The organism is Methylosinus sp. PW1, from assembly GCF_000745215.1.
Taxonomy (GTDB): domain Bacteria; phylum Pseudomonadota; class Alphaproteobacteria; order Rhizobiales; family Beijerinckiaceae; genus Methylosinus.
Map to the genome: position 1 here is coordinate 734,683 of NZ_JQNK01000008.1, position 20,610 is coordinate 755,292.

Below are 20,610 nucleotides of genomic sequence, written 5' to 3' on the forward strand. Positions count from 1 at the left end.
GCCGCGGAACGAGCCACCCAAAAAAGGACATAGCGTCTCAAGGTCTCCGATATGGAGGCTTTGATGGGTGATTTGTTTTTGCTGAGCGAAATGCAGATGGCGCGAATTTCCCCTCATTTTCCCTTGGCGCATGGCGTGCCGCGGGTGGACGACCGCCGTGTGGTCAGCGGGATCGTCTACGTCATCAAGAACGGCCTGCAATGGAAGGACGTTCCGAAGAAGTATGGACCGCCCAAGACGCTCTATAATCGCTTCATCCGCTGGAGCCGGCTCGGCGTCTTCGATCGTATCTTCGCCGCGCTCGCAGGAGAAGGGCCGAAACCGGAGCGGATCATGATCGACTCCACTCATTTGAAGGCGCATCGGACGGCGGCGAGCCTCCTAAAAAAGGGGCTCTTTCCCGCTGTATCGGCCGCACGAAAGGCGGGCTGAACTCCAAGCTCCACGTCGTCTGCGACGGCGCCGGCAAGCCGCTCGTCATGATGCTGACCGAAGGGCAGATGAGCGATCACAAAGGCGCGAGGCTGATGCTCGACGCGCTGCCGCCGTCCTCGGCCCTGATCGCCGATCGCGGCTACGACAGCGACTGGTTTCGCCGAGCGCTCGCGGAGCGCGGGACCGACCCCTGCATTCCACCGACGAAGAGCCGTAAGAAGCCTCTCGATTACGACAAGGGGCTCTACCGGCAACGTCACGAGATCGAGAACCTCTTCGCCAAGCTCAAAGACTGGCGGCGCATCGCCACCCGTTACGATCGATGCGCCCACGCCTTCTTCTCGGCCATATGCATCGCCGCCGCTGTCGCCTTCTATCTCAATCAATGAGTCCTGAGCCTAAGTGAAAGTCGAGCGCCAGTTTGGTCCGAAGTCGGGGGCTTCCGCGAACGTCGACTCCGGGTCAGGGACGTATGTATTCTAGCGCTCTTCGGGCTATGTCATTCCCGGAACCGAGCTTCGTTCAGGAGTGGATGGCGCGCGGCATAGACGAGGCGTTTCACCTTCGGGTTCGTCGTCTTCATCGTTCATCCCCACATTCCCCGCATCTTCGCCCGCACATCGACCCGCAGCCCACCCCCTGCGAGACGCTCGCCCACGGTCGCAGCGGCCGGCCAACTCACGCATTCAAAAAACCGCAGCATCTCTGCCGGAATGAAGCGTGTGCGCGCGGCGTAGACATGCCGGTCGCCCTGCGCCGGCTGGCCGTGGGTGAAAAATCGCTGCGGCGTCACCAGCCGCAGGCTGTCCTTCGCGCGCGTCATCGCGACATAGAGCAGCCGGCGCTCCTCCTCTATCTCCGCCGCTGTTCCCGTCGCGAGATCGGAGGGGATGCAGCCGTCGACGGCGTTCAGCACGAAGACCGACTTCCACTCCTGCCCTTTGGCGGAATGGATCGTCGAGAGGATGAGATAATCCTCGTCGCGCAGCGGCGGGCCGGCCTCGTCGCTGGTCGCGTCCGGCGGGTCGAGCGTCAGCTCGGTGAGGAAGCGCTCGCGCGAGGGATAGCAGGCGGCGATCTGCTCGAGCTGGACGAGATCGGCGAGGCGGCTCGGCGCGTCCTCGTGCAGGCGCTCGAGATGCGGCTCATACCAGCGGCGCGCCGCTTCCATCTCCGCCGGCCAGCCCTCCCGCGCATGCAGCACTTGCATCGTCGCGACGAGGCCGCGCCACTCCTCGCCGGCGCGCGGCGGCGTCGGCGCCTCGGAGAGGCAGGTGAGCGGGTCCGGGCGCTCGATCAGGAAGTCGAGAATCTTCTGCGCGGAGGAGGGGCCGACGCCGGGCAGGATTTGCAGTATGCGAAAGCCGGCAACGCGATCGCGCGGGTTCTGCGCGAAGCGCAGCAAAGCGAGAACATCCTTCACATGGGCGCTGTCGAGGAATTTCAGCCCGCCGAATTTCACGAAGGGAATGTTGCGGCGGGCGAGCTCCAGCTCCAACATGGCGCTGTGATGCGAGGCGCGGAACAGCGCCGCCTGCTGCTTCAGCGTCATGCCGGCTTCGCGCGCCTCGAGCACGCGCTCGGCGATGAAACGCGCCTGATCGCTCTCGTCGCGCACGGCGACGAGCTGCGGTCGCTCCGAGGAGCGGCGCTCTGTCCAGAGGTTCTTGGCGTAGCGCTCGGCGGCGAGCGAGATCACTGCGTTGGCCGCGGCGAGGATCGGCTCGGTCGAGCGATAATTGCGGTCGAGCGTGACGATTTCCGCCGGCGGCGTGAAGCTCTTCGGAAATTCCAGAATGTTGCGCACAGTGGCGGCGCGGAAGGAATAGATGGATTGCGCATCGTCACCGACGACGGTGAGCCCTTGGCCCTTGGGCTTCAAGGCGAGCAGGATGGAGGCCTGGAGGCGATTGGTGTCCTGATATTCGTCGACGAGAATGTGATCGAAGCGGCCGCCGATCTCCTCTGCGAGGGCTTCGTCCTGCGTCATCTGCGCCCAATAGAGCAGGAGATCATCGTAATCGAGCACATTCTGCGCCTGCTTCGCCTCGACATAGGCGGCGAACAAGCGGCGCAGCTCGTCATGCCAGCGGGCGCACCAGGGGAAGGCGCCGAGCAGCGCCTGCTCGAGAGGGATTTCGGCGTTCACGGCGCGGGAGTAGATCGCGAGGCACGTTCCCTTGGTCGGGAAGCGGCTCTCGGTCTTGGAGAAGCCGAGCTCGTGGCGGATGAGATTCATCAGATCGGCAGAGTCTTCGCGATCATGGATGGTGAAGGCGGGATCGAGGCCGATGGCGCCGGCATATTCGCGCAGCAGCCTCGCGCCGATCGCGTGAAACGTGCCCGCCCAGGCGAGGACATCGCCGCCGCCCTTGGCGCCCAGCGCCTCGGCGCAGATGCGCTCGACCCGGCGCGTCATCTCGGCGGCGGCGCGGCGGGAGAAGGTCATCAGCAACATGCGCATCGGATCGGCGCCCCGGACGATGAGATGTGCGACCCGATGGGCGAGCGTGTTCGTCTTGCCGGAGCCTGCGCCAGCGATGATGAGCAGTGGGCCGCCGGCGGAAGCCGACGAGCCGTCAGCTAGGCCGTGCTCGACGGCGCGGCGCTGTTCGGCGTTGAGCTTTTCGAGATAGGCGACGGCGGTCATGGGCGAATCGGCAGGGTGAGCGAGCGCGTGGAGTGAAACATAATTCTTGTTTTGTTCGCAATGGCGGCGTATCTCGGGGAGATGAAAGTGACGCTGGTGGGGCGGTTCGAATTTCCAGGAGGTACCATAAGCGATATTTCGCTCCCGTACCAGCGACGTTTCGCCGGCTTTGATTTGCCCCGCTATACGATGATGCGTAGGATTCTATCTCAAGCTAGAAGTCGTGCATCCTAACCACCTGGGTATCGCTCAATGTCTGCCGACAAATCCTCTCCTCACCCTTCGGCTGATGACGAAAACGAAACTGCGCCTGACGCTATCGATGATGAAGATACTGGCCGAGGCGATGCATTTGTCAAACCCTGGGATCCCGGCAAAATCCGAATCACAACGAAGCACTTTTCTCTGCGGGACGTCGTAGATCAAATTCGCGATAAGGATATAGATTTGTCGCCTGATTTCCAGCGTGATTATGTTTGGAAGCAACGTCAACGTACACGGCTTATTGAGTCTATACTTCTTGGTATACCTCTTCCTGCGTTCTATTTTAATCAGGATAACGAAGGAAAATACCAGGTCGTTGACGGCGTTCAGCGGCTTTCAACTATATCACTATTCATGCAGGACAATCACACGCTGGACAAGGCCGATCTTGAGTATTTAACTGATCTTCATGATTTGAAATTTTCTGAGCTGGATTCTCCAGCTCTACGTCGCTTTCGAAGCACGCAAATCGTGGTTCATATTATAGAGCCACAAACGCCAGACGAGGTAAAATACGATATTTTTAGTCGAGTTAATACCCTTGGTAGTCCGCTTTCTGCCCAAGAAATTCGTCATGCTATGAGCAAGCAGCGATCTAGAGATTTTCTTACAGAGCTTTCTGAGATGCGTGAATTTGATGAGGCAACACAGTGGCATTATTGGCGTCGAACGCAAAACTCAAATGGTCGATTTGATAAAGTTCGAGATAGCGGAAGAATGACTAATCGTGAGCTTATTTTGCGATTCTGTGCATTCCGCAACTATTCTGATGCGGAGTATAGAAAGCATTCTAGCCTTGATGCGTTTCTGGTAGCGTATACTAAAAGACTTGATGGTTGCTCGAGCGATCAGCCAGCGGTCTCGGCCAAGGAAATGGATGAGCTCAAAGTGGATTTCTCGCGGGCGATGCAGAATGCTCATAACATTTTACAAAAGGCTGCATTTCGTCGCTTCCCACCTAACCAAGTAAGGCGAGGGCCAATCAATCGTGCTGTATTTGAAGCACAGGCTATAGCCCTGGCTGACTATCGGCTCGATTTATTGTTACCAAATAAGCAGAAGATTGTTGACGCATTTCGTTCTGTTTTTGCCGATCCGGAATACTCCCGATCTGTTACTGTAGGAACCGGTGATCCAAAGGCGGTAGAGAGAAGACTCTGTTATACTAAAGATATTTTGGCGGGGGCAATAAAATGATCACGGGAGTTGACATTCAAAACTTCAAGCGCTTTCAAAGTCAATATTTTAAACTAGGGCCATTGAGCATCCTGACGGGCTTGAATGGATCGGGAAAGACGTCAGTGGTCCACGCGCTTTTGTTGGCGTGGGAGGCATCGGCGGGAGCTTCGGACAATACGGTTCGATTGAATGGACCCTTCGGAATCGAACTTGGTACCGCTGAAGACGTACGAAATTGGAACTCCATCGATCCAATCGAGATAAAAATAAGCTCCAACTCGAAAGAGACTTCAAACTGGAAGTTTGGCGCGCCTGCTGATGACGCACTTTATCTGACTGTTGAGGAAAAGCCTGAAAGTCCACCGGCGGCGTATTCTGCGTGCCCGAGATCTTTTACGTATCTGTGTGCGGAACGCCTCGGCCCGAAAAGTATTTTAGGAGCCTCTCCGTATCCAGCGGAACAACTCGAAGTTGGAGTTCGCGGTGAGCAATGTGCGCAATTGCTGGCAACGCTCGGCGGAAAGTTGATGGAGGATATTAATCGGTTGCATCCCGATAGGGAAAAGAATGCACCGGCCCTTCTGAAGTATGAGGTAGAGCACTGGCTTGGGGAAATCGCGAGACCGGTCGAAATAAACGCTGAGCGCTACCAAGGTTCTTCCGTTACAGCTCTAAGTTTCAGAGAACCCGGAGGAACGTGGGTGCGAGCGCCGAACATGGGCTTCGGAGTGTCATACGCCCTTCCTGTGATCTTAGGTGGCCTCATCGCTATGACGGGAGGTCTTTTCATTGTTGAAAACCCCGAAGCGCATTTGCATCCAGCAGGACAGTCGCGCATCGGAATATTTCTAGCGTGGCTCGCCGGTCGAGGTGTCCAAGTAATCATAGAGACTCATTCAGATCATGTTTTGAATGGCATCCGCAGAGCGATCGGAGAGTACAATTACCTCGATCACGACAAGGCGGTGGTGCACTTTTTTGATTCGATTGAAGGTGATGATATTGCTGTCCACGAACTTCGCTTCACTCCCATTGGCGGCGTTTCCGACTGGCCCCTTGGCTTTTTTGATCAGTATCAGATTGATGTCGCCTCGCTGGGGCGACTTCGTAGAAAGAGGTGACTTTTGGCGTTCGTTGTGGATGGTTCCGAGTGGCATTTCGATGGCTGGTCTGCGGATGAAGTCGCTGCCAGCATCGAACTTATGCTCGAACGAGTTTCGACGGCCCAGGCCCGGCGGGAAGCTATTTGGATTGGGGATGACCTCCAGACGCGGCCAGTGCTGGGCGAGTTTGATATTTGGAGTTTGTTTTCTCCGGAGTCGCCTCTGAAATTATCACCTGAGTTGCGCCAAGAGCTTGCAGCATGGCTTGGAAAAGCGCTTCGTTATGCCGACGAGAATGTTTGGCCGGACGGTATGGAAGAAACAATTATTCGAGTTGACTGCGACCCGGCTATCGAAAATATTGACGTCGCATGGGCGCACCATAACGTCAGGAATAGGAGAGCAGTAGCTTGCCTATCTATCCGCCGATCTGGTCCACACCAGACAGTGTCAGGCAGAGGTGTTGCCACTATCTATTGGATTAATTGTGAAGAAAATCACAAGAACTTCTGGCGGTCTGCAATTGATGTTGAAGGTAATAACGAAGAGACATTGCAGAGCATTGCGCCGCACGCTTTCCCAAACCTCTATTTTTATCCGGCCGTTTGGCGTGGACTGAGGAGTCTTGTCGGCGGGTACTACGCGTTGAGTTTCGAAATTCGACGATATCTAAGTATACTTGATGATTATGGCGGTGCTGCTTTCACTTGCCCTCCACCAGCGCTTAGTCCTGCGGAGTTTGCAAATTCTAGCGACAGATCGTGCCCTCCAAACCAACTTGTTGAGCAGAGGTTTGAACAGTTAAATCTCTCGATGGCGCCGGAGAAGCCCAATGTATACAATAACTCCCGCTGCCGTCAGGCGCGCGAGGTTCAAATTGGACCACGTACACTCTATTGTGAGTGGCACGGCAAATTGGAACCGCATCAAAATAGATTGTACCTTCATCCGCCTATCCCGGAATGCGGCGATAAAATTGTCATCGCAATTTTCCACCCGCATTTGCCGCTGCCTGGAGATAATTAATTGCGACTAGCAATACCTGCACGCGTGATGCTATTTTTTCGAAATTGACGGCCTGAGTCGGGTCACGAGGGTTCTCATTCTCCCTTCGTCTTTCTCATCCGCCTGCGTCCCGGACCCGCGCCATCCGTCCCCCTCCGCTTCCGCGAGAATGGCGGCCGCAGCTTGTCCTGCACCCAGGGCAGCAGGCGGATCGGGTGAGGCTGTAGATGCGCCGTCACGATCGGAATCTTCATGATGCTCGGCAGCATGTCGGCGAGCGCGATCGCGTCGCAGTAGATTTCCTCGGTCGGGGTGGCGCCCGAATGCCCCATGATGTCGCTCCGAATCTCGCTATGAATCCCCTTCTGCTTCAATGAATTGCCGAAAGATTTGCGCATCGAATGGATGACCTTCTTGCGCTCCTTGGCGTCGGGAATGGCTTGGTGCAGGCCGTCGATCAGCTCGTCATAGAGCCGATCGCCCAGAGGTGACGAGGATGTCGGCGATTTGAGATCGGGGAAGACCATCTCATAGCCGAGTGCTCTCACGGCCGCGACATAATCGAGAAAGCCGAGGCGGATGAGCTCCGGGTGCAGAACGACCGAGCGTTCGGAATACAGATTTTTGATGCGCCGAATTTCGCTCGTTCTGATCTTTATATAGTGGAGGCGTTGTAACTTGCCGTCGATCACCGTGTCGACGTAGGCCACGTCGCGGACGGAGAGGCCGCAGATCTCCTCGCGCCGCGCTCCGGTGTAGTGGAGCATGAGCGTCGCGAAATACAGCGCGCGGTGGAAGACGTGCGGGCCTGGGATCAATATCTCGTCGTCTTTCCAACCGGCGCAGCCGATAAAGAAGGCGAGGCGGAAGATGGCGCCGGCGTCGGCTTCGGTCAGGAGTCCACGCTTCGTGCGCCCGCGTTCCGTGGACTTGCGACGCATCAGCGTCATGTCGATGTCCCGGTCGAGCTTGTGGCCGCGGCTTCGAATATGGGCGAGGACCTGGCCCAGAAATGAAAAATGCCGATTGACCGTTCCGGCGACCAAGCCGCGCTCCGATGGCGGCTTGGCCGCGCCGATCGCGCGAAGCTGGTCGAGCGTCCTGTGATTGTCTCGCGGGCTGCGGCCGTAGCTCTTGGCGACAGCGCCGAAGAGGTCGTCGAGATCGCCCAGGTGCTTCTGGTGGATGTCTTCGAACTCGACGACGCCCTGCTCGAGGAGGAGCCTCGCGAAAAGCCGCGAAATCTGACGCACCTGACGCTGGGATTTCGTGTCCCAGGCCTTGGCGTCCGCATTCTTCTGGATGATCCCCTCGGCGAGCACGACGAATGGATGCTCGTCGAGCGTCAACGGCTTCGTTCTCGCCGCCTTGGCGGGACTCGGCGTGGGCGCGGGGTCGGCAGACGGCGGCGCATGTTCGTTTCGGGCGCCTTCGACCGTCGCGGTCGCTTCTCGAGGGACGACAATCGGGGATGAGGCGAGGGGCGCAACGACAAGCCTCGTCTCGGCGTGATCGACCGAGTCGCGGGGCGCCTTGGCGTGATCCTTCAGAATGTCGGCGATGGTCTTCTCGATCTCGACGCGCACGCCGTCATGCCGGCGCTCCGACTGAAAATTCGCCTCGGCGAAGGCCCGGTAGACCGTCTCCTGCGCGAGCGCGAGATTCATCGGATTGGGCTCGCCGCCGACCTCCTCGACGAGCGTCGCGAGCCGCTCCTGCTTTTCGGCGGAGACGTTTTGGCGCTGCATGAGATCGAGCATGAAGGCGATCTCGGCGATCTCGTCCGGCCTCATGCCCTGCGCCGCCATTTGCGCGGCGGAGCGCTCGTCGACGGCCGCGGCGCGCCCGCGCGTCTCGAGCAGGCGATAGACGTGCCCCATCACGCGCTCGCTGCGGCGGCTCTTCTCGGGATCGAAATCGTTCTCCGTGCGTTCGCGCGCCGCTACGGCCTCGAGCTTGTCGAGGTGCTGCGTGAAGACGATGCGGAACACCTTCTGAATTTGCTGCTGTGAGAGGCGACTGGTCATGGCGGCCGGAAAGAAACAACGATCGGCGAGCGCGGAAATCTGGCCGGCGAGGTAGCGCGCTCTCCCGGGGTTGCTGGTGCGCAGGCCGAGAATCAGCGTCGCAGAATTTCTCGATTCGGCAAGCGCCGATGGCAGTCGCCGCCGCCAATAATAGAACGCGCCGCGACGCACGACATGGGGTATGGCGGGCACGAAAATCTCCGTGGTGTACCAGCCATGTGTCACACGGATGTGGAAACGCGCCCCAGCTGAAGCGATTTTCTAGCGATTCCAATGATTTGCGGAATTCTGGCTGGGGCGGGAGGATTCGAACCTCCGTATGGCGGAATCAAAATCCGCTGCCTTACCACTTGGCGACGCCCCATCGCGCCGACCGGCCGACTCGCCGGCGGCGGCTATCCCATAATGCCCCGGCGTCGCCTCCGCAACCGTCTCGCGCGCTTCAGTCCCAGGCGCGCAGCGGGGTGAAGCGGGCGAATTTCTTCGATTGGTGGCGATCCATGCGGGCCAGAACGTCGCGCAGGAACGTCACCGCCTCGGCGAGAAACGGCCCCTTGTTCAGCATCACGCATTCGGCGCGCTGCGCCATGGCGGCGTCTGTGGTCTCGGCCCGGCTCGGCGCGCCGTCCTTGATGAACTGGTCGAGCACCTGCGTCGCCCAGATCACCGGCACATGGGCGGCCTCGCAGAGCCAGAGAATCTCCTCCTGCATTTCGGAGAGGCGGGCGAAGCCGAGCTCGACCGCGAGGTCGCCGCGGGCGATCATCACCGCCGTCGGATGATGCTGCGCCGAGCGCAGAATGAGCCGCGGCAAATTGCGCACGGCGAGCGGCGTCTCGATCTTCAGCACGATCGTCTGCTTGGGCAGAGCGCCGCGCCGCGCCGCGAGATGGTCCTGGAGGAGATCGACGTCGGCCGTCTCCTGCACGAAGGAGAAGCCGACGAGATCGGCCTCGGCCGCGACGAAATCGAGATCGCGAAAATCCTTCGGCGTCAGCGGCGGCAGGCGCAGATCGATGGTGGGGAAATTGAGGCCCTTCTCGACCTTCAGCCGCTCGCCCTTGCCGCGCGCGCTGAACACTTCCAGTTCCACGGCGCCCGCGCTCGCGCCGACGACGCGCGCGCCGATCTTCCCGTCGTTGATCCACACTTCCGCGCCCGGCGCGAGCTGGCCGATCGTCTCGGGAAAGGACGGCTGGATGGCGACAGGCCCGGCGGCGCGCGGATCGAGCGCCGCGACCATGGCGAAGCGGTCGCCACGATAGAGGCGCAGCTTCTCGGGCGCGCGCAATTGCTCGATCCGGCACTTCGGTCCGGCGAGGTCCATCAGCACGCGGCAATTGCGGCCGAGCGCGCGCTCGCCGGCGCGTATGTTGCCGATCATCGCTTTCCAGGCGGCGGCGTCGTCATGCGCGCAATTTATGCGCGCGCAGCCCATGCCGGCCTCCATCAGGCGGCGGATCAGCTCGGGCTCGCTCGCCGCCTCGCTCGGCAGCGTGACCATCACGACGGCGTGCGGCGTCGTGGGGACGGCGCCGAAAATCAAGTCGCGCGCGGCGCTCAGAGCGTCCTCGCCAGCGCGCATGGCTGCTGGGGTGGGGTAGGGGGCGTCCGCCTCGCCGCAGAGCCGCCGCAGCGTTGCCAGAAGCGCATCCAGCGCCTCCATCACCTTGGCCTCGCTGCGGCCGAGCGAGGAGAGGCCGAAGGCCGATAGGCGCGCTTGCAGATCGCTGAGATCGCGCCGGCGCAGGGCGAGATAATGGGCGAGATTTTCCGCAGCCGGCGCGAACTCTGTCGAAAACGGCCCGCCCCAGCTCTCGATGAGCGCTCGGCCGTCGGCGTCGACCTCCTCGCGCAAGCGCGACAGGGCGGTCAGCAATTCATGGAGATCGGCGCGAGCTTCGCTCGCATGCCTGAATTCGGCGTCCTTCATTCGGGTGACGTCCAATCGCGGCGGGGGGCTGCAGCTTTCTCCCGATATTATGACGCTTTCGCAACGCTTCCGTGCGGCGCGCCGTCACACGGCCAGCGCGCCGGCGGCTGCGGCCGCGCCGCGCAGTGCGGCGATGTTCTCGCGATAGGCCGAGGCGCCGGTCCCGGCGAAGACGGCGGAGCCGGCGACGAGAACATCGGCGCCGGCCTCGACGATCGCCGTCGCCGTTTGCCGCGTCACGCCGCCGTCGACCTCGAGGAAGATCTCACGCCGCCCGATCATCTCGCGGATGCGGCGAATCTTGTCGATCTGCGAGGGGATGAAGCCTTGCCCGCCGAAGCCCGGATTGACGCTCATCACCAGAATGAGATCGACATCGTCGAGCACATAATCGAGCGCGCGCTCGCTGGTGCCGGGATTGAGCGAGACGCCGGCCTTCTTGCCGAGCGAGCGAATGAGCCGCAGCGAGCGGTGCAGATGCGCGCCGGCCTCGGCGTGCAGGGTGATGATGTCGGCGCCGGCCTCGGCGAAGGCGGCGACATAAGGGTCGACCGGCTCGATCATCAGATGCGCGTCGAAAGTGCAGGCGGCGTGCGGGCGCAGCGCCTTCACCACGCCGGGGCCGAAGGTGATGTTGGGCACGAAATGCCCGTCCATCACATCGAGATGAATCCAATCCGCGCCGGCGGCGACGACATCGCGCACCTCCTCGCCGAGCCGCGCGAAATCGGCGGAGAGAATGGAAGGGGCGATGATGATGTCATTCGTCATGCTGAACTCCATCGTTACCCTCGCGCCGAGACGCTCTCCTTCTCCCACGAGTGGGAGAAGGAGAGCGCGAACCTTCTTCGGCTGCGCCTCACTCCGCGGCCTTGGCTCCGGCGAATTGCGGATCGAGCGCGCCGCTGGCGTAGCGCTTGGCCATGTCGGCGAGCGGGATCGGCTTGATCTTGCTCGCTTGGCCCGCGGCGCCGAATTCCTCATAGCGCTGCTTGCAGACTTTGCGCATCGCCTCCTGCGCCGGCTTCAGATATTTGCGCGGGTCGAACTCGCCCTTGTTCTTCAGCAGAGTCGCGCGGATGGAGGCGGTGACGGCGATGCGGCAATCGGTGTCGATGTTGATCTTGCGCACGCCATATTTGATGCCGCGCTGAATCTCCTCGACCGGCACGCCCCAGGTCTGCGGCATCTCGCCGCCGGCCTCGTTGAACGCATCCTGCAAATCCTGCGGCACGGAGGAGGAGCCGTGCATCACGAGATGCGTGTTCGGCAGGCGATTGTGAATCTCCTCGATCACATGCATCGCGAGAATGGCGCCGTCGGGCTTGCGCGAGAATTTATAGGCGCCGTGCGAGGTGCCCATGGCGATGGCGAGAGCGTCGACCTTGGTGCGGGCGACGAAATCCACCGCCTGGCTGGGGTCGGTCAGCAGCTGGTCGTGGCTGAGCTTGCCCTCGGCGCCATGGCCGTCCTCCTTCTCGCCCTCGCCGGTCTCCAGCGAGCCGAGCACGCCGAGCTCGCCCTCCACCGAGGCGCCGACCCAATGGGCGAGATCCACCACGCGGCGCGTCACCGCGACATTGTAGTCATAGCTCGCCGGCGTCTTGCCGTCGGCCTCGAGCGAGCCGTCCATCATCACCGAGGTGAAGCCGAAGCGAATGGCGCTGGCGCAGGTGGCTTCGCTATTGCCGTGGTCCTGGTGCATGACCAGCGGAATGTCGGGATACATGATCGCCAGCGCCTCGATCATCTTGGCCAGCATCACGTCATTGGCGTAGGAGCGGGCGCCGCGGCTCGCCTGGATGATGACCGGAGCGTCGACGGAGGCGGCGGCTTCCATCACCGCGAGGCCCTGCTCCATATTGTTGATATTGAAGGCCGGCACGCCATAGTCGTGCTCGGCGGCGTGGTCGAGCAATTGTCTCAGGGTGATGAGCGCCATTTGCGGTGTCCTCCCAGTGCCGGAATTCGATTAAAGTCTACGACGGCGCCGCCAGAGCAATATGGGGGGCGCAGGCCGATTCCGCTGATAGCGATATAGCGGAGCGCGGGCGATGTCATCACCTCCCGCGGCCGCGCGCCGAGAATTGCGGCGCCCTCTCGCGAGGGTTTCTCTTGGTCTATTCGTTCGAGCTCGAAATCGACTATTCGTTTCTGCCGGCGCGACGCCCGCGAAGCCGCGGGCGCCGTTCCGATTACGCCGATCGTCAGAGTAGCGTTTGCGCGGTTCCGGCGACGCCTTCGGCCGTGATGCCGAAGCGGGCGTAGAGCGCATCCGCCGGCGCGCTCGCGCCGAAGCCGGTCATGCCGACGAAAGCGCCGCGCTCGCCGATCCAGCGGTCCCAGCCGAGGCGCGCGGCGGCCTCCACCGCGACGCGCGGCGCCGAGCCGAGCACGCTGGCGCGATAGGTCGGCGATTGCGTCTCGAACAGCTCCCAGCAGGGCATGGAGACGACGGCCGCGCGCACGCCACGCGTCCACAGAAGGTCGGCCGCGGCGAGCGCGATCTGCACTTCCGAGCCGGTGGCGATGAGCGTCACATGGCGCCCGCCGCTCGGCTCGCGCAGCACATAAGCGCCGCGGGCCGTGAGATTCTCGCCGATCGGCCGCTCCAGCGTCGCCAGATTCTGACGCGACAGGCTCAGCACGGAGGGCGTCGTCCGCGCATTGAGGGCGATTTCCCAGCTCTCCGCCGTCTCGATCGCGTCCGCCGGGCGGAACACATAGAGATTGGGCAGGGCGCGCAGCGAGGCGAGATGCTCGATCGGCTGATGCGTCGGCCCGTCCTCGCCGAGGCCGATGGAATCATGCGTCAGCACATAGACGACGCGCTGGCCCATCAGCGCGGAGAGGCGGATCGCGCCGCGCGCATAATCGGAGAAGACGAGAAAGGTTCCGCCATAAGGCACGAAGCCGCCGTGCAGCGCTATGCCGTTCATCGCCGCCGCCATGCCGTGCTCGCGCACGCCATAGTGAATGTAGCGGCCGGCGAAATTCTCCGCGGAGACGGAGCCGAGCCCTTTGGTGATGGTGAAGTTCGAATGGGTGAGATCGGCGGAGCCGCCGATCGTGGCGTCGGTCGCGGCGTTGATGACGCCGAGCACGGTCTCGGAGGATTTGCGCGTCGCCACCTTGGGCCGATCGGTGGCGAAGCTCTCGCGCAGCGCGCGCAGCGGCGCGGCCACGGCGCCAGCGACGTCGCCCTTCAGAAAATTCTCGAATTCGTCGCGCTTGGGCGAGGCCGCGAGGCGCTGCTCCCAGGCGAGCCTTTCGCTCGCGCCGCGACGGCCGGCGGCGCGCCAAGCCTCCAGCGTCTCCGCCGGAATCTCGAAAGGCTCATAGGGCCAGCCGAGCTCGGCGCGGGCGAGCTCGATCTCCGAGGCGCCGAGCGGCGCGCCGTGAACCGTCTCCTTGCCCTGCTTGCCCGGCGCGCCATAGCCGATGACGCTGCGGCAGGCGATCAGCGACGGGCGCGCGTCCTGCTGCGCCGTGGCGAGCGCGGCGGCGATCGCCGCCGGCGCATGGCCGTCCACGCGCTGCACATGCCAGCCGGAGGCGGCGAAACGCGCCAGCTGATCGGTGGAGGTGGAGAGCGTCGTCGGCCCGTCGATGGAAATGCCATTGTCGTCCCACAGCACGATCAGCCGGCCGAGCTTCAAATGGCCGGCGAGGTCGATCGCCTCATGGCTGACGCCTTCCATCAGGCAACCGTCGCCGGCGATGACATAGGTCCGATGATCGACGATCTCGTCGCCGAAACGCGCCGCCTGCAGCCGCTCGGCGATGGCGAAGCCGACCGCGGTGGCGAGGCCCTGGCCGAGCGGTCCGGTCGTCGTCTCGACGCCGACGGTGTGGCCGAACTCGGGATGGCCGGGGGTCTTGGAGTCGAGCTGGCGGAAATTCTTCAGATCGTCGATCGAGACGCCAGGATAGCCCAGCAGATAGACGAGGGCGTAGAGCAGCATGGAGCCATGCCCCGCCGACAGCACGAAGCGGTCGCGATCCGCCCAGTCCGGCGCCGCGGCGTCGAATTTCACGAACTGACGAAACAGCACCGCGGCGACGTCGGCCATGCCCATGGGCATGCCGGGATGGCCGGATTTGGCCTTCTCCACCGCGTCCATCGCCAGCGCGCGAATGGCGTTGGCGGCGCGGCGCTCGTCCTCGGCCGCGGCGACTTCGGCGACAGTCTCCAAAACATTCGACATCGGGTTCGTTTCCTCAGGCTTCGCCACGTTTGCGTTTCATCAGCTCCAATATCCGCGGCGTGAGTATGAGCTGCATGGCGAGATCGAGCTTATTGCCCGGAATGACGATGGAATTGGCGCGGGACATCCAGCTGCCGGCGATCATCGTCACGAGATAGGGGAAATCGACGCCGCGCGGATCGCGAAAGCGGATGACGACGATCGATTCGTCCGGGCTCGGAATGGAGCGCGCGACGAAGGGATTGGAGGTGTCCACTGTCGCGGCGCGCTGGAAGTTGATGTCCGTCTCCGAGAATTGCGGGCAGATGTAATACACATAATCGTGCATCCGGCGCAGGATCGTCTCGGTGACGGCCTCGGTGGTGTAGCCGCGCGTGTTGCGGTCGCGATGGAGCTTTTGCGTCCATTCGAGATTGATGACCGGCACGACGCCGATCTTCAGATCGGCGTAGCGCGCGACATTGACGTCCTCCGTCACCACGGCGCCGTGCAGACCTTCGTAGAACAGAAGGTCGGTATTGGCGGGCAGCTCGCGCCAGGGCGTGAAAGTGCCGGGCGGCGAGGCGAGCACGGCGCCCTCGTTCGCGTCATGAACATAATGGCGATATTGCCCGCTTCCGGTCTCGCCATATTCCTTGAACAGATTCTCGAGCTCGCCGAGCAGATTGGCCTCTGGGCCGAAATGGCTGAAATGGGCGTTGCCCTGCGCCTGAGCCTCGCCCATGGCGGCTTTCATCTGGTCGCGGTCGAAGCGGTGGAAGGAATCGCCTTCCACATAGGCGACCTCCACCTTCTCGCGGCGGAAAATCTGCTCGAAAGTCTGCTTGACCGAGCTGGTGCCGGCGCCGGACGAGCCGGTGATCGATATGATCGGATGCTTGATCGACATGACGACGCTCACCGCGGGCCGGAACGGGACGCGCGAGCCGGAAGGCCGCGCTGCAATTCTCCTACAAGAAAAGCCGGGCGTTTGCTCGGCCCGCGCAAAAAAAATCTCGAACGTCGCCACGGACCACCCGGCGGAACGTGGCCTGTTCTAGTTTGTCTTTGTTTTTCAGACTGTTGTGGCATAATAGCCGCGTTCTTGCTACGCCTCGGCCTCGGCGGTGGTCGGGCGCCTTCCACGCGCGATCGGTTGACGTCGCGGCGGGCTCGATTAGACAGGGCCGTCCGGCGCTCGCGCCCCCGTTCTGCAGCAGGTGATTTCATGTCCGCCACCTATGACGTCCTCGGCGTCGGAAACGCCATTGTCGACACACTCTCGCGCGCGGAGGACGATCAGCTGGTCGCCGCCGGCCTGAACAAGGGCGCGATGCAGCTCGTCGACGAAGCCCGCGCCGCCGCGATCTACGCGGCCATGGGGCCGACGACGGTCATGTCCGGCGGCTCGGCGGCCAATACTCTGGTCGGCGTCGCCGGCTTCGGCCTCGCCGCGGCCTTCATCGGCAAGGTGAAGGACGACGACGCCGGGCGTGAGTTCGCCCATGACATTCGCAAGGCCGGCGTCGCCTTCGAGACGCCTGTCGCCGCCGATGGCGCCGCCACCGCGCGCTGCCTCATTCTGGTGACGCCGGACGGCCAGCGCACGATGAACACTTTCCTCGGCGCCTGTCAGGCTCTCGGTCCGGAGGACGTCGACGAGGCGCTCGTGCGCTCGTCCAAAATTCTCTATCTCGAAGGCTATCTCTGGGATCCGCCGGCCGCCAAGGAGGCCTTTCTGAAGGCCGCCAAGGCCAGCCGCGCCGCCGGCAATCGCGTCGCGCTCTCGCTGTCGGACGCTTTCTGCGTCGATCGCTATCGCGGCGAGTTCTTGGGGCTGGTGCGCGACGGCCTCGTGGACATTCTCTTCGCCAATGAGAGCGAATTGCATTCGCTCTATGAGACCGCCGATTTCGCGACGGCGGCCAAGGCGCTCGGCGCTGAGGCCAATCTTCTCGGCGTCGTCACGCGCTCCGAGAAGGGCGTCGTCGTCGTCGAAGGCAATAAATGCGTCAGCGTTCCGGCCTATCCGGTGACGGAAGTGGTGGACACCACCGGCGCCGGCGATCTCTTCGCCGCGGGCTTCCTGGCCGGTCTCGCGCGTGGCGCGCTCTATGAGGGCGCGGCCTCGCTCGGCGCGCTGGCGGCGGCGGAGGTCATCGCCCATGTCGGCGCGCGGCCGCAGAAGGATCTGCTCCAGCTCGCCCGCGACCACGGCCTGCTGGCCTGAGCTGATCAGACATAGAGCGAGCCTGAAGGCTCGCGGTCCAGAGCCTCCTTGGACCGCGCCCCTTCAGACTCGGTCAGGGGAGGGGCGCCCTCAGCGCTTCGCCACGGCCAATTTGTCGGCGAGCGCCTGCGCTTCCTGCGTCAGCGCGGCGAAGAATTTCTCCGATTTCGCATGGTCCGCGAAGCAGCGACGGAAGCCGACCGAGCCTTCCGCCTGCAGATTCGCATAGTTCTCGAAGTCCTTCTCATTGGCGAGGCCGGAGGCGGAATAAGAATCCATCGCCTTCTTGGCCTTGGCCTGATGCTCGCTCCAGATTTTCTCGCAGGCGGGCGCGGATTCGATCTTCGCCTTGGCCGGCGTCGAGGCGATATAGAGCCGCCCCTCGCTGGCGACGGCGACGATGATTTCGTCCGGCAGCGCGCCGCCGGCGTCGTCCTGGCTGCGCAGATCGAGGACGGCGGTCGCCAGCGTCGCCGCCGCGGGCTTGGCGATGGGCAGATCGGCGTATATCTCGACGCCCGCGTCCGGGCTCACCGCCAGAGTGTAGAAGAAGGGCGAAGCCAGCGCCTCGCCGAGCGTTCGCGGCGGCTTCTCGCTCTTCTCCCAATCCTTGCGACGGGCGCGCAAAAAGGCCTCGGCGAGGCCTTGCGTCGAGACGGTGAGCTGCGATTTGTCGTCGTCGCCGGTGAAGGCGAGGCCGTCGAGCTGATCGGCGCCGACGCCGTCGAACAGCGTCTCTATGCTGTATTTGCCGAGCTTCTGAAAACCGGGAACGGAGACGGGGCCGATGATCGCCTCCATCTTCTCGCCGAGCTCTTTGAGGGTTTTCCGCTCTTCCGCCTCGGCCGCTCCGGCGGCTTTGCCGGCCGCTTCCAGCTTGCGCAGCTTGGCGGTCGCGCGGTCGCGGAGGGAAAGATAGGCCTCCTCCGGCGTCGCGGCCGTGGCGGCGAGAGACGTGAAGGCGAGCAGGAGCGCGAGCGAAGCCGTTTTCGCCATCATCGATCTCACCTCATCCAGTGAATGGCCAGCAGCGCCACTAGCACGACGGCCAGCATGAACCAGCGATCCGACCGCCGCCGCGCCCGCGCCAGACCTTCGAGCGAATCTTCCGAGAGGCGCAAGCCCTTCGTGCCGGCTGACGCCAGCATTTCGACGGCCGCCTCGGCGTCATTGAGCAGCTTGGGCAGTCGCGTCGTGAATTTGGCGACGTCGATCGCGGCGCGGCCGGCGTCCTCGAGCTTGGCCTTGGGGCCGAGATTATCCTCGATCCAGCTGCGCACGACCGGATCGGACGTCCGCCAAATATTCAGTGTCGGATCGAGCGAGCGAGCGACGCCCTCTGCCACCACCATTGTCTTTTGCAGCAGCACCAGCTCGGTGCGTGTGCGCATGTCGAAAAGCGCCGTCACCTCGAAGAGCAGAGTGAGCAGCCGCGCCATGGAAATATCTTGCGCATTCACCGTATGCAGCGGCTCGCCAATGGCGCGCAGCGCTTGCGAGAATTCCTCGACCGAGTGAATCGGCGGCACATAGCCCGCCTCGAAATGCACCTCGGCGACGCGCTTGTAATCGCGCGTGATGAAGCCGAACAAAATCTCGGCCAGAAAGCGCCGCTCCTTGAAGCCGAGACGGCCCATAATGCCGAAGTCGATGGCGACGAGCCGTCCCTTGCGATCGACGAAGAGATTGCCCTGATGCATGTCGGCGTGGAAAAAGCCGTCCCGCATCGCCGTGCGTAGGAAGGACTGCAGCACCTTGCGGCCCAGATCCTTCAGATCATGGCTCATGGCGGCGACGCGAGCGAGGTCCGACAGCGGCGCGCCGTCGATCCATTCGAGCGTCAGCACTTCGCGTGTGGTGCGGTCCCAATCGACGCCGGGGGCGCGAATGTCGGGATCGTCGGCCACATTGTCGCGAAACTCCGAGGCCGCCGCCGCCTCGAGGCGGAAATCCGTCTCGAGCTTCACCGAGCGGGCCAGCGTGTCGACGACCTGGATCATCCGCAGCCGCCGCGCCTCCGCCGAGAAGCGCTCGGCGGCGCGGGCGAGAATATACATATCGGCGAAGTCGCGGCGGAACTGGCGTTCCACATCCGGCCGCAGCACCTTCACCGCCACCTTGCGCTCGCCCTCCGCATAGGCGACGCGGGCGGGATGGACCTGGGCGATAGAGGCCGCCGCCACCGGCTCGCCGAAGGACAGGAAAATCTCGTCGATCGGCTTGCCGAAGGCTCTTTCGATGATCTCGACCGCGGCCTTGCGGCCGAAGGGCTCCATTCGATCTTGCAGCGCGGTCAGCGCGTCGGCGATCTCGCCGCCGACCACATCCGGGCGCGTGGCGAGAAACTGGCCGAGCTTCACATAGGAGGGGCCGATCTGCGCGAAGGCGCGCACCAGCGCCTGCGGCGCGCCGCCGGCGCTGCTGCCGGGCTTGGCCAAAAGATTGCCGAAGCGCAGCAGAAATTGCGCCGGGACGGGCAGGATGGCCGGATCGACGCTCTTGAACACGCCTTCGCGCGCCAGAATGAAGCCGGCGCGCGCCAGTCGGAAGAGATGCCCGAAGCCGATGAGCACGAAGAGCCGCCGTTCGTCTTTTGGTTTTCGGGAAAGGTCAGAGCTTCCAGCCGGAGTGGATCGCCACCACGCCGCCCGTCAGCCGCTCGAAGCCCGTGCGGCGGAAGCCGGCGCGACGGATCATCCGCTCGAACTCGTCCGCGCGGGGGAAGCGCTGAATGGATTCGACGAGATAGCGATAGGGTTCGCCGTCGCCCGCGACCAGCTTGCCGATCGCCGGGATCACATTGAAGGAATAGGCCTCGTAGATCTTGTCGAGGCCCGGAATCGCGACCTGCGAGAACTCGAGGCACAGGAACCGCCCGCCGGGCTTCAGCACGCGATGCGCCTCGGCCAGCGCGACCTCGATCCGCGGCACGTTGCGAATGCCGAAGGCGATCGTATAGGCGTCGAAATGCGCGTCCGGAAAGGGCAGGGATTCGGCGTTGGCCTGGACGAATTCCAGCTTGTCGGAGAGGCCGCGCTCCTGCGCGCGGTCGCGGCCGACGTCCAGCATGTCGCCATTGATGTCGAGCACGACGATCTCCGCCTCCGGCCCGGCGGCCTTGGCGATGCGGAAGGCGATATCGCCCGTGCCGCCGGCGACGTCCAGATGGCGGAAGGGGCCGCGGCGGGCGGGCCGCACCTTGGCGGCGAAGACATCTTTCCACAGCCTGTGCATTCCGCCGGACATCAGATCGTTCATAATGTCGTAGCGGCGCGCCACCTTGTGGAAAACATCGTCCACGAGGCCTTGCTTTTCGTCCAATCCGACTTCGGAGAAACCGAAATGGGTCGAGGTCTCGCGCTCAGAGGTCATAATCTCTCGGGTCCGGTGGCGTTCCGGGCGATATAACGCGCCTTTGCGCCTATGGCTATGGCTGGGGGCGAAATGGGCGTAGATGAGGGCGGGGAGCCCGAGCGCCCCCTCCCCAGCCCTCCCCCGCTTCGCGGGAGAGGGGGCAGGATTCGGGGGCGGCCAGGGTGTGGCGAAACGCCGATCGTCGGCGTCCCCCTCTCCCGCAGAGCGGGGGAGGGTCGGGGA

General features: G+C 63.0%; 16 protein-coding genes and 1 tRNA gene. 6 read left to right on the top strand and 11 right to left on the bottom strand.

Annotated features, from left to right (window positions below):
* Positions 1–63 precede the first annotated feature (63 nt).
* A protein-coding gene (locus K369_RS25525; protein ID WP_156967816.1) for an IS5 family transposase occupies positions 64–824 on the top strand; the annotation gives its coding sequence in 2 pieces (ribosomal slippage) (positions 64–397 and positions 397–824; 762 coding nt in all).
* 197 nt (positions 825–1,021) lie between these two features.
* On the opposite strand, the gene K369_RS09120 is transcribed toward K369_RS25525, so the two are convergent.
* Positions 1,022–3,085, bottom strand: coding sequence for an ATP-dependent helicase (locus K369_RS09120; RefSeq protein ID WP_036290044.1), 2,064 nt, complete (start codon positions 3,083–3,085; stop codon positions 1,022–1,024).
* 252 nt (positions 3,086–3,337) lie between these two features.
* On the opposite strand from K369_RS09120, the gene K369_RS25530 reads away from it, so the two are divergent.
* The 3 genes from K369_RS25530 to K369_RS26415 are packed head-to-tail and all read left to right on the top strand — an operon-like array spanning position 3,338 to position 6,657.
* Complete coding sequence (locus K369_RS25530; RefSeq protein WP_084570593.1) at positions 3,338–4,546, top strand: DUF262 domain-containing protein; 1,209 nt, start codon at positions 3,338–3,340, stop codon at positions 4,544–4,546.
* Positions 4,543–5,649, top strand: a complete 1,107-nt coding sequence (locus tag K369_RS25535; protein ID WP_084570594.1) for a DUF3696 domain-containing protein — start codon at positions 4,543–4,545, stop codon at positions 5,647–5,649. The genes K369_RS25530 and K369_RS25535 overlap by 4 nt, the downstream gene beginning before the upstream one ends.
* 3 nt (positions 5,650–5,652) lie before the next feature.
* Positions 5,653–6,657, top strand: a complete 1,005-nt coding sequence (locus K369_RS26415) for a hypothetical protein (protein ID WP_156967817.1) — start codon at positions 5,653–5,655, stop codon at positions 6,655–6,657.
* A 74-nt stretch (positions 6,658–6,731) separates the two neighbouring features.
* Here K369_RS26415 and K369_RS09130 read toward each other — a convergent pair whose 3' ends face one another.
* From K369_RS09130 to K369_RS09160, 7 genes are all read right to left on the bottom strand, one after another.
* Complete coding sequence (locus K369_RS09130; RefSeq protein WP_156967818.1) at positions 6,732–8,855, bottom strand: DUF6538 domain-containing protein; 2,124 nt, start codon at positions 8,853–8,855, stop codon at positions 6,732–6,734.
* Between the two features lie 97 nt (positions 8,856–8,952).
* A tRNA-Gln gene (locus K369_RS09135) sits at positions 8,953–9,027 on the bottom strand.
* Positions 9,028–9,105: 78 nt separating this feature from the next.
* Positions 9,106–10,596, bottom strand: coding sequence for a pyruvate kinase (locus K369_RS09140; RefSeq protein ID WP_036290050.1), 1,491 nt, complete (start codon positions 10,594–10,596; stop codon positions 9,106–9,108).
* Positions 10,597–10,680: 84 nt separating this feature from the next.
* A complete protein-coding gene (gene rpe / locus K369_RS09145) occupies positions 10,681–11,367 on the bottom strand; it encodes a ribulose-phosphate 3-epimerase (protein WP_036290501.1) in 687 nt (228 codons plus the stop codon).
* 88 nt (positions 11,368–11,455) lie between these two features.
* Entirely contained in the window at positions 11,456–12,538 is a 1,083-nt protein-coding gene (gene fba / locus K369_RS09150) for a class II fructose-bisphosphate aldolase (protein WP_018264880.1), read from the bottom strand.
* Between the two features lie 265 nt (positions 12,539–12,803).
* On the bottom strand, positions 12,804–14,804 hold the full coding sequence (gene tkt / locus K369_RS09155) for a transketolase (RefSeq protein ID WP_036290057.1): 2,001 nt from the start codon (positions 14,802–14,804) through the stop codon (positions 12,804–12,806).
* Positions 14,805–14,817: 13 nt separating this feature from the next.
* A complete protein-coding gene (locus tag K369_RS09160; RefSeq protein WP_036290059.1) occupies positions 14,818–15,693 on the bottom strand; it encodes a phosphoribulokinase in 876 nt (291 codons plus the stop codon).
* Here K369_RS09160 and K369_RS26420 point away from each other — a divergent pair.
* Both K369_RS26420 and K369_RS09165 read left to right on the top strand, forming a co-directional pair.
* The gene (locus tag K369_RS26420) at positions 15,692–15,844 is read left to right on the top strand and encodes a hypothetical protein (RefSeq protein ID WP_156967819.1); all 153 of its coding nucleotides are present in this window, start codon (positions 15,692–15,694) and stop codon (positions 15,842–15,844) included. The genes K369_RS09160 and K369_RS26420 overlap by 2 nt on opposite strands.
* A gap of 167 nt (positions 15,845–16,011) precedes the next feature.
* Complete coding sequence (locus tag K369_RS09165; protein ID WP_036290062.1) at positions 16,012–17,013, top strand: adenosine kinase; 1,002 nt, start codon at positions 16,012–16,014, stop codon at positions 17,011–17,013.
* Positions 17,014–17,103: 90 nt separating this feature from the next.
* On the opposite strand, the gene K369_RS09170 is transcribed toward K369_RS09165, so the two are convergent.
* Genes K369_RS09170 through ubiE form a run of 3 tightly spaced genes read right to left on the bottom strand, consistent with a single transcriptional unit; the run spans position 17,104 to position 20,385 of the window.
* The gene (locus K369_RS09170; protein WP_156967820.1) at positions 17,104–18,012 is read right to left on the bottom strand and encodes a hypothetical protein; all 909 of its coding nucleotides are present in this window, start codon (positions 18,010–18,012) and stop codon (positions 17,104–17,106) included.
* Between the two features lie 5 nt (positions 18,013–18,017).
* Positions 18,018–19,586, bottom strand: coding sequence for a 2-polyprenylphenol 6-hydroxylase (gene ubiB / locus K369_RS09175; protein WP_036290068.1), 1,569 nt, complete (start codon positions 19,584–19,586; stop codon positions 18,018–18,020).
* 37 nt (positions 19,587–19,623) lie between these two features.
* Positions 19,624–20,385 (bottom strand): bifunctional demethylmenaquinone methyltransferase/2-methoxy-6-polyprenyl-1,4-benzoquinol methylase UbiE, encoded by a 762-nt coding sequence (ubiE, locus tag K369_RS09180; protein WP_024879320.1) that lies wholly within the window; start codon positions 20,383–20,385, stop codon positions 19,624–19,626.
* Between the last annotated feature and the right edge of the window lie 225 nt (positions 20,386–20,610).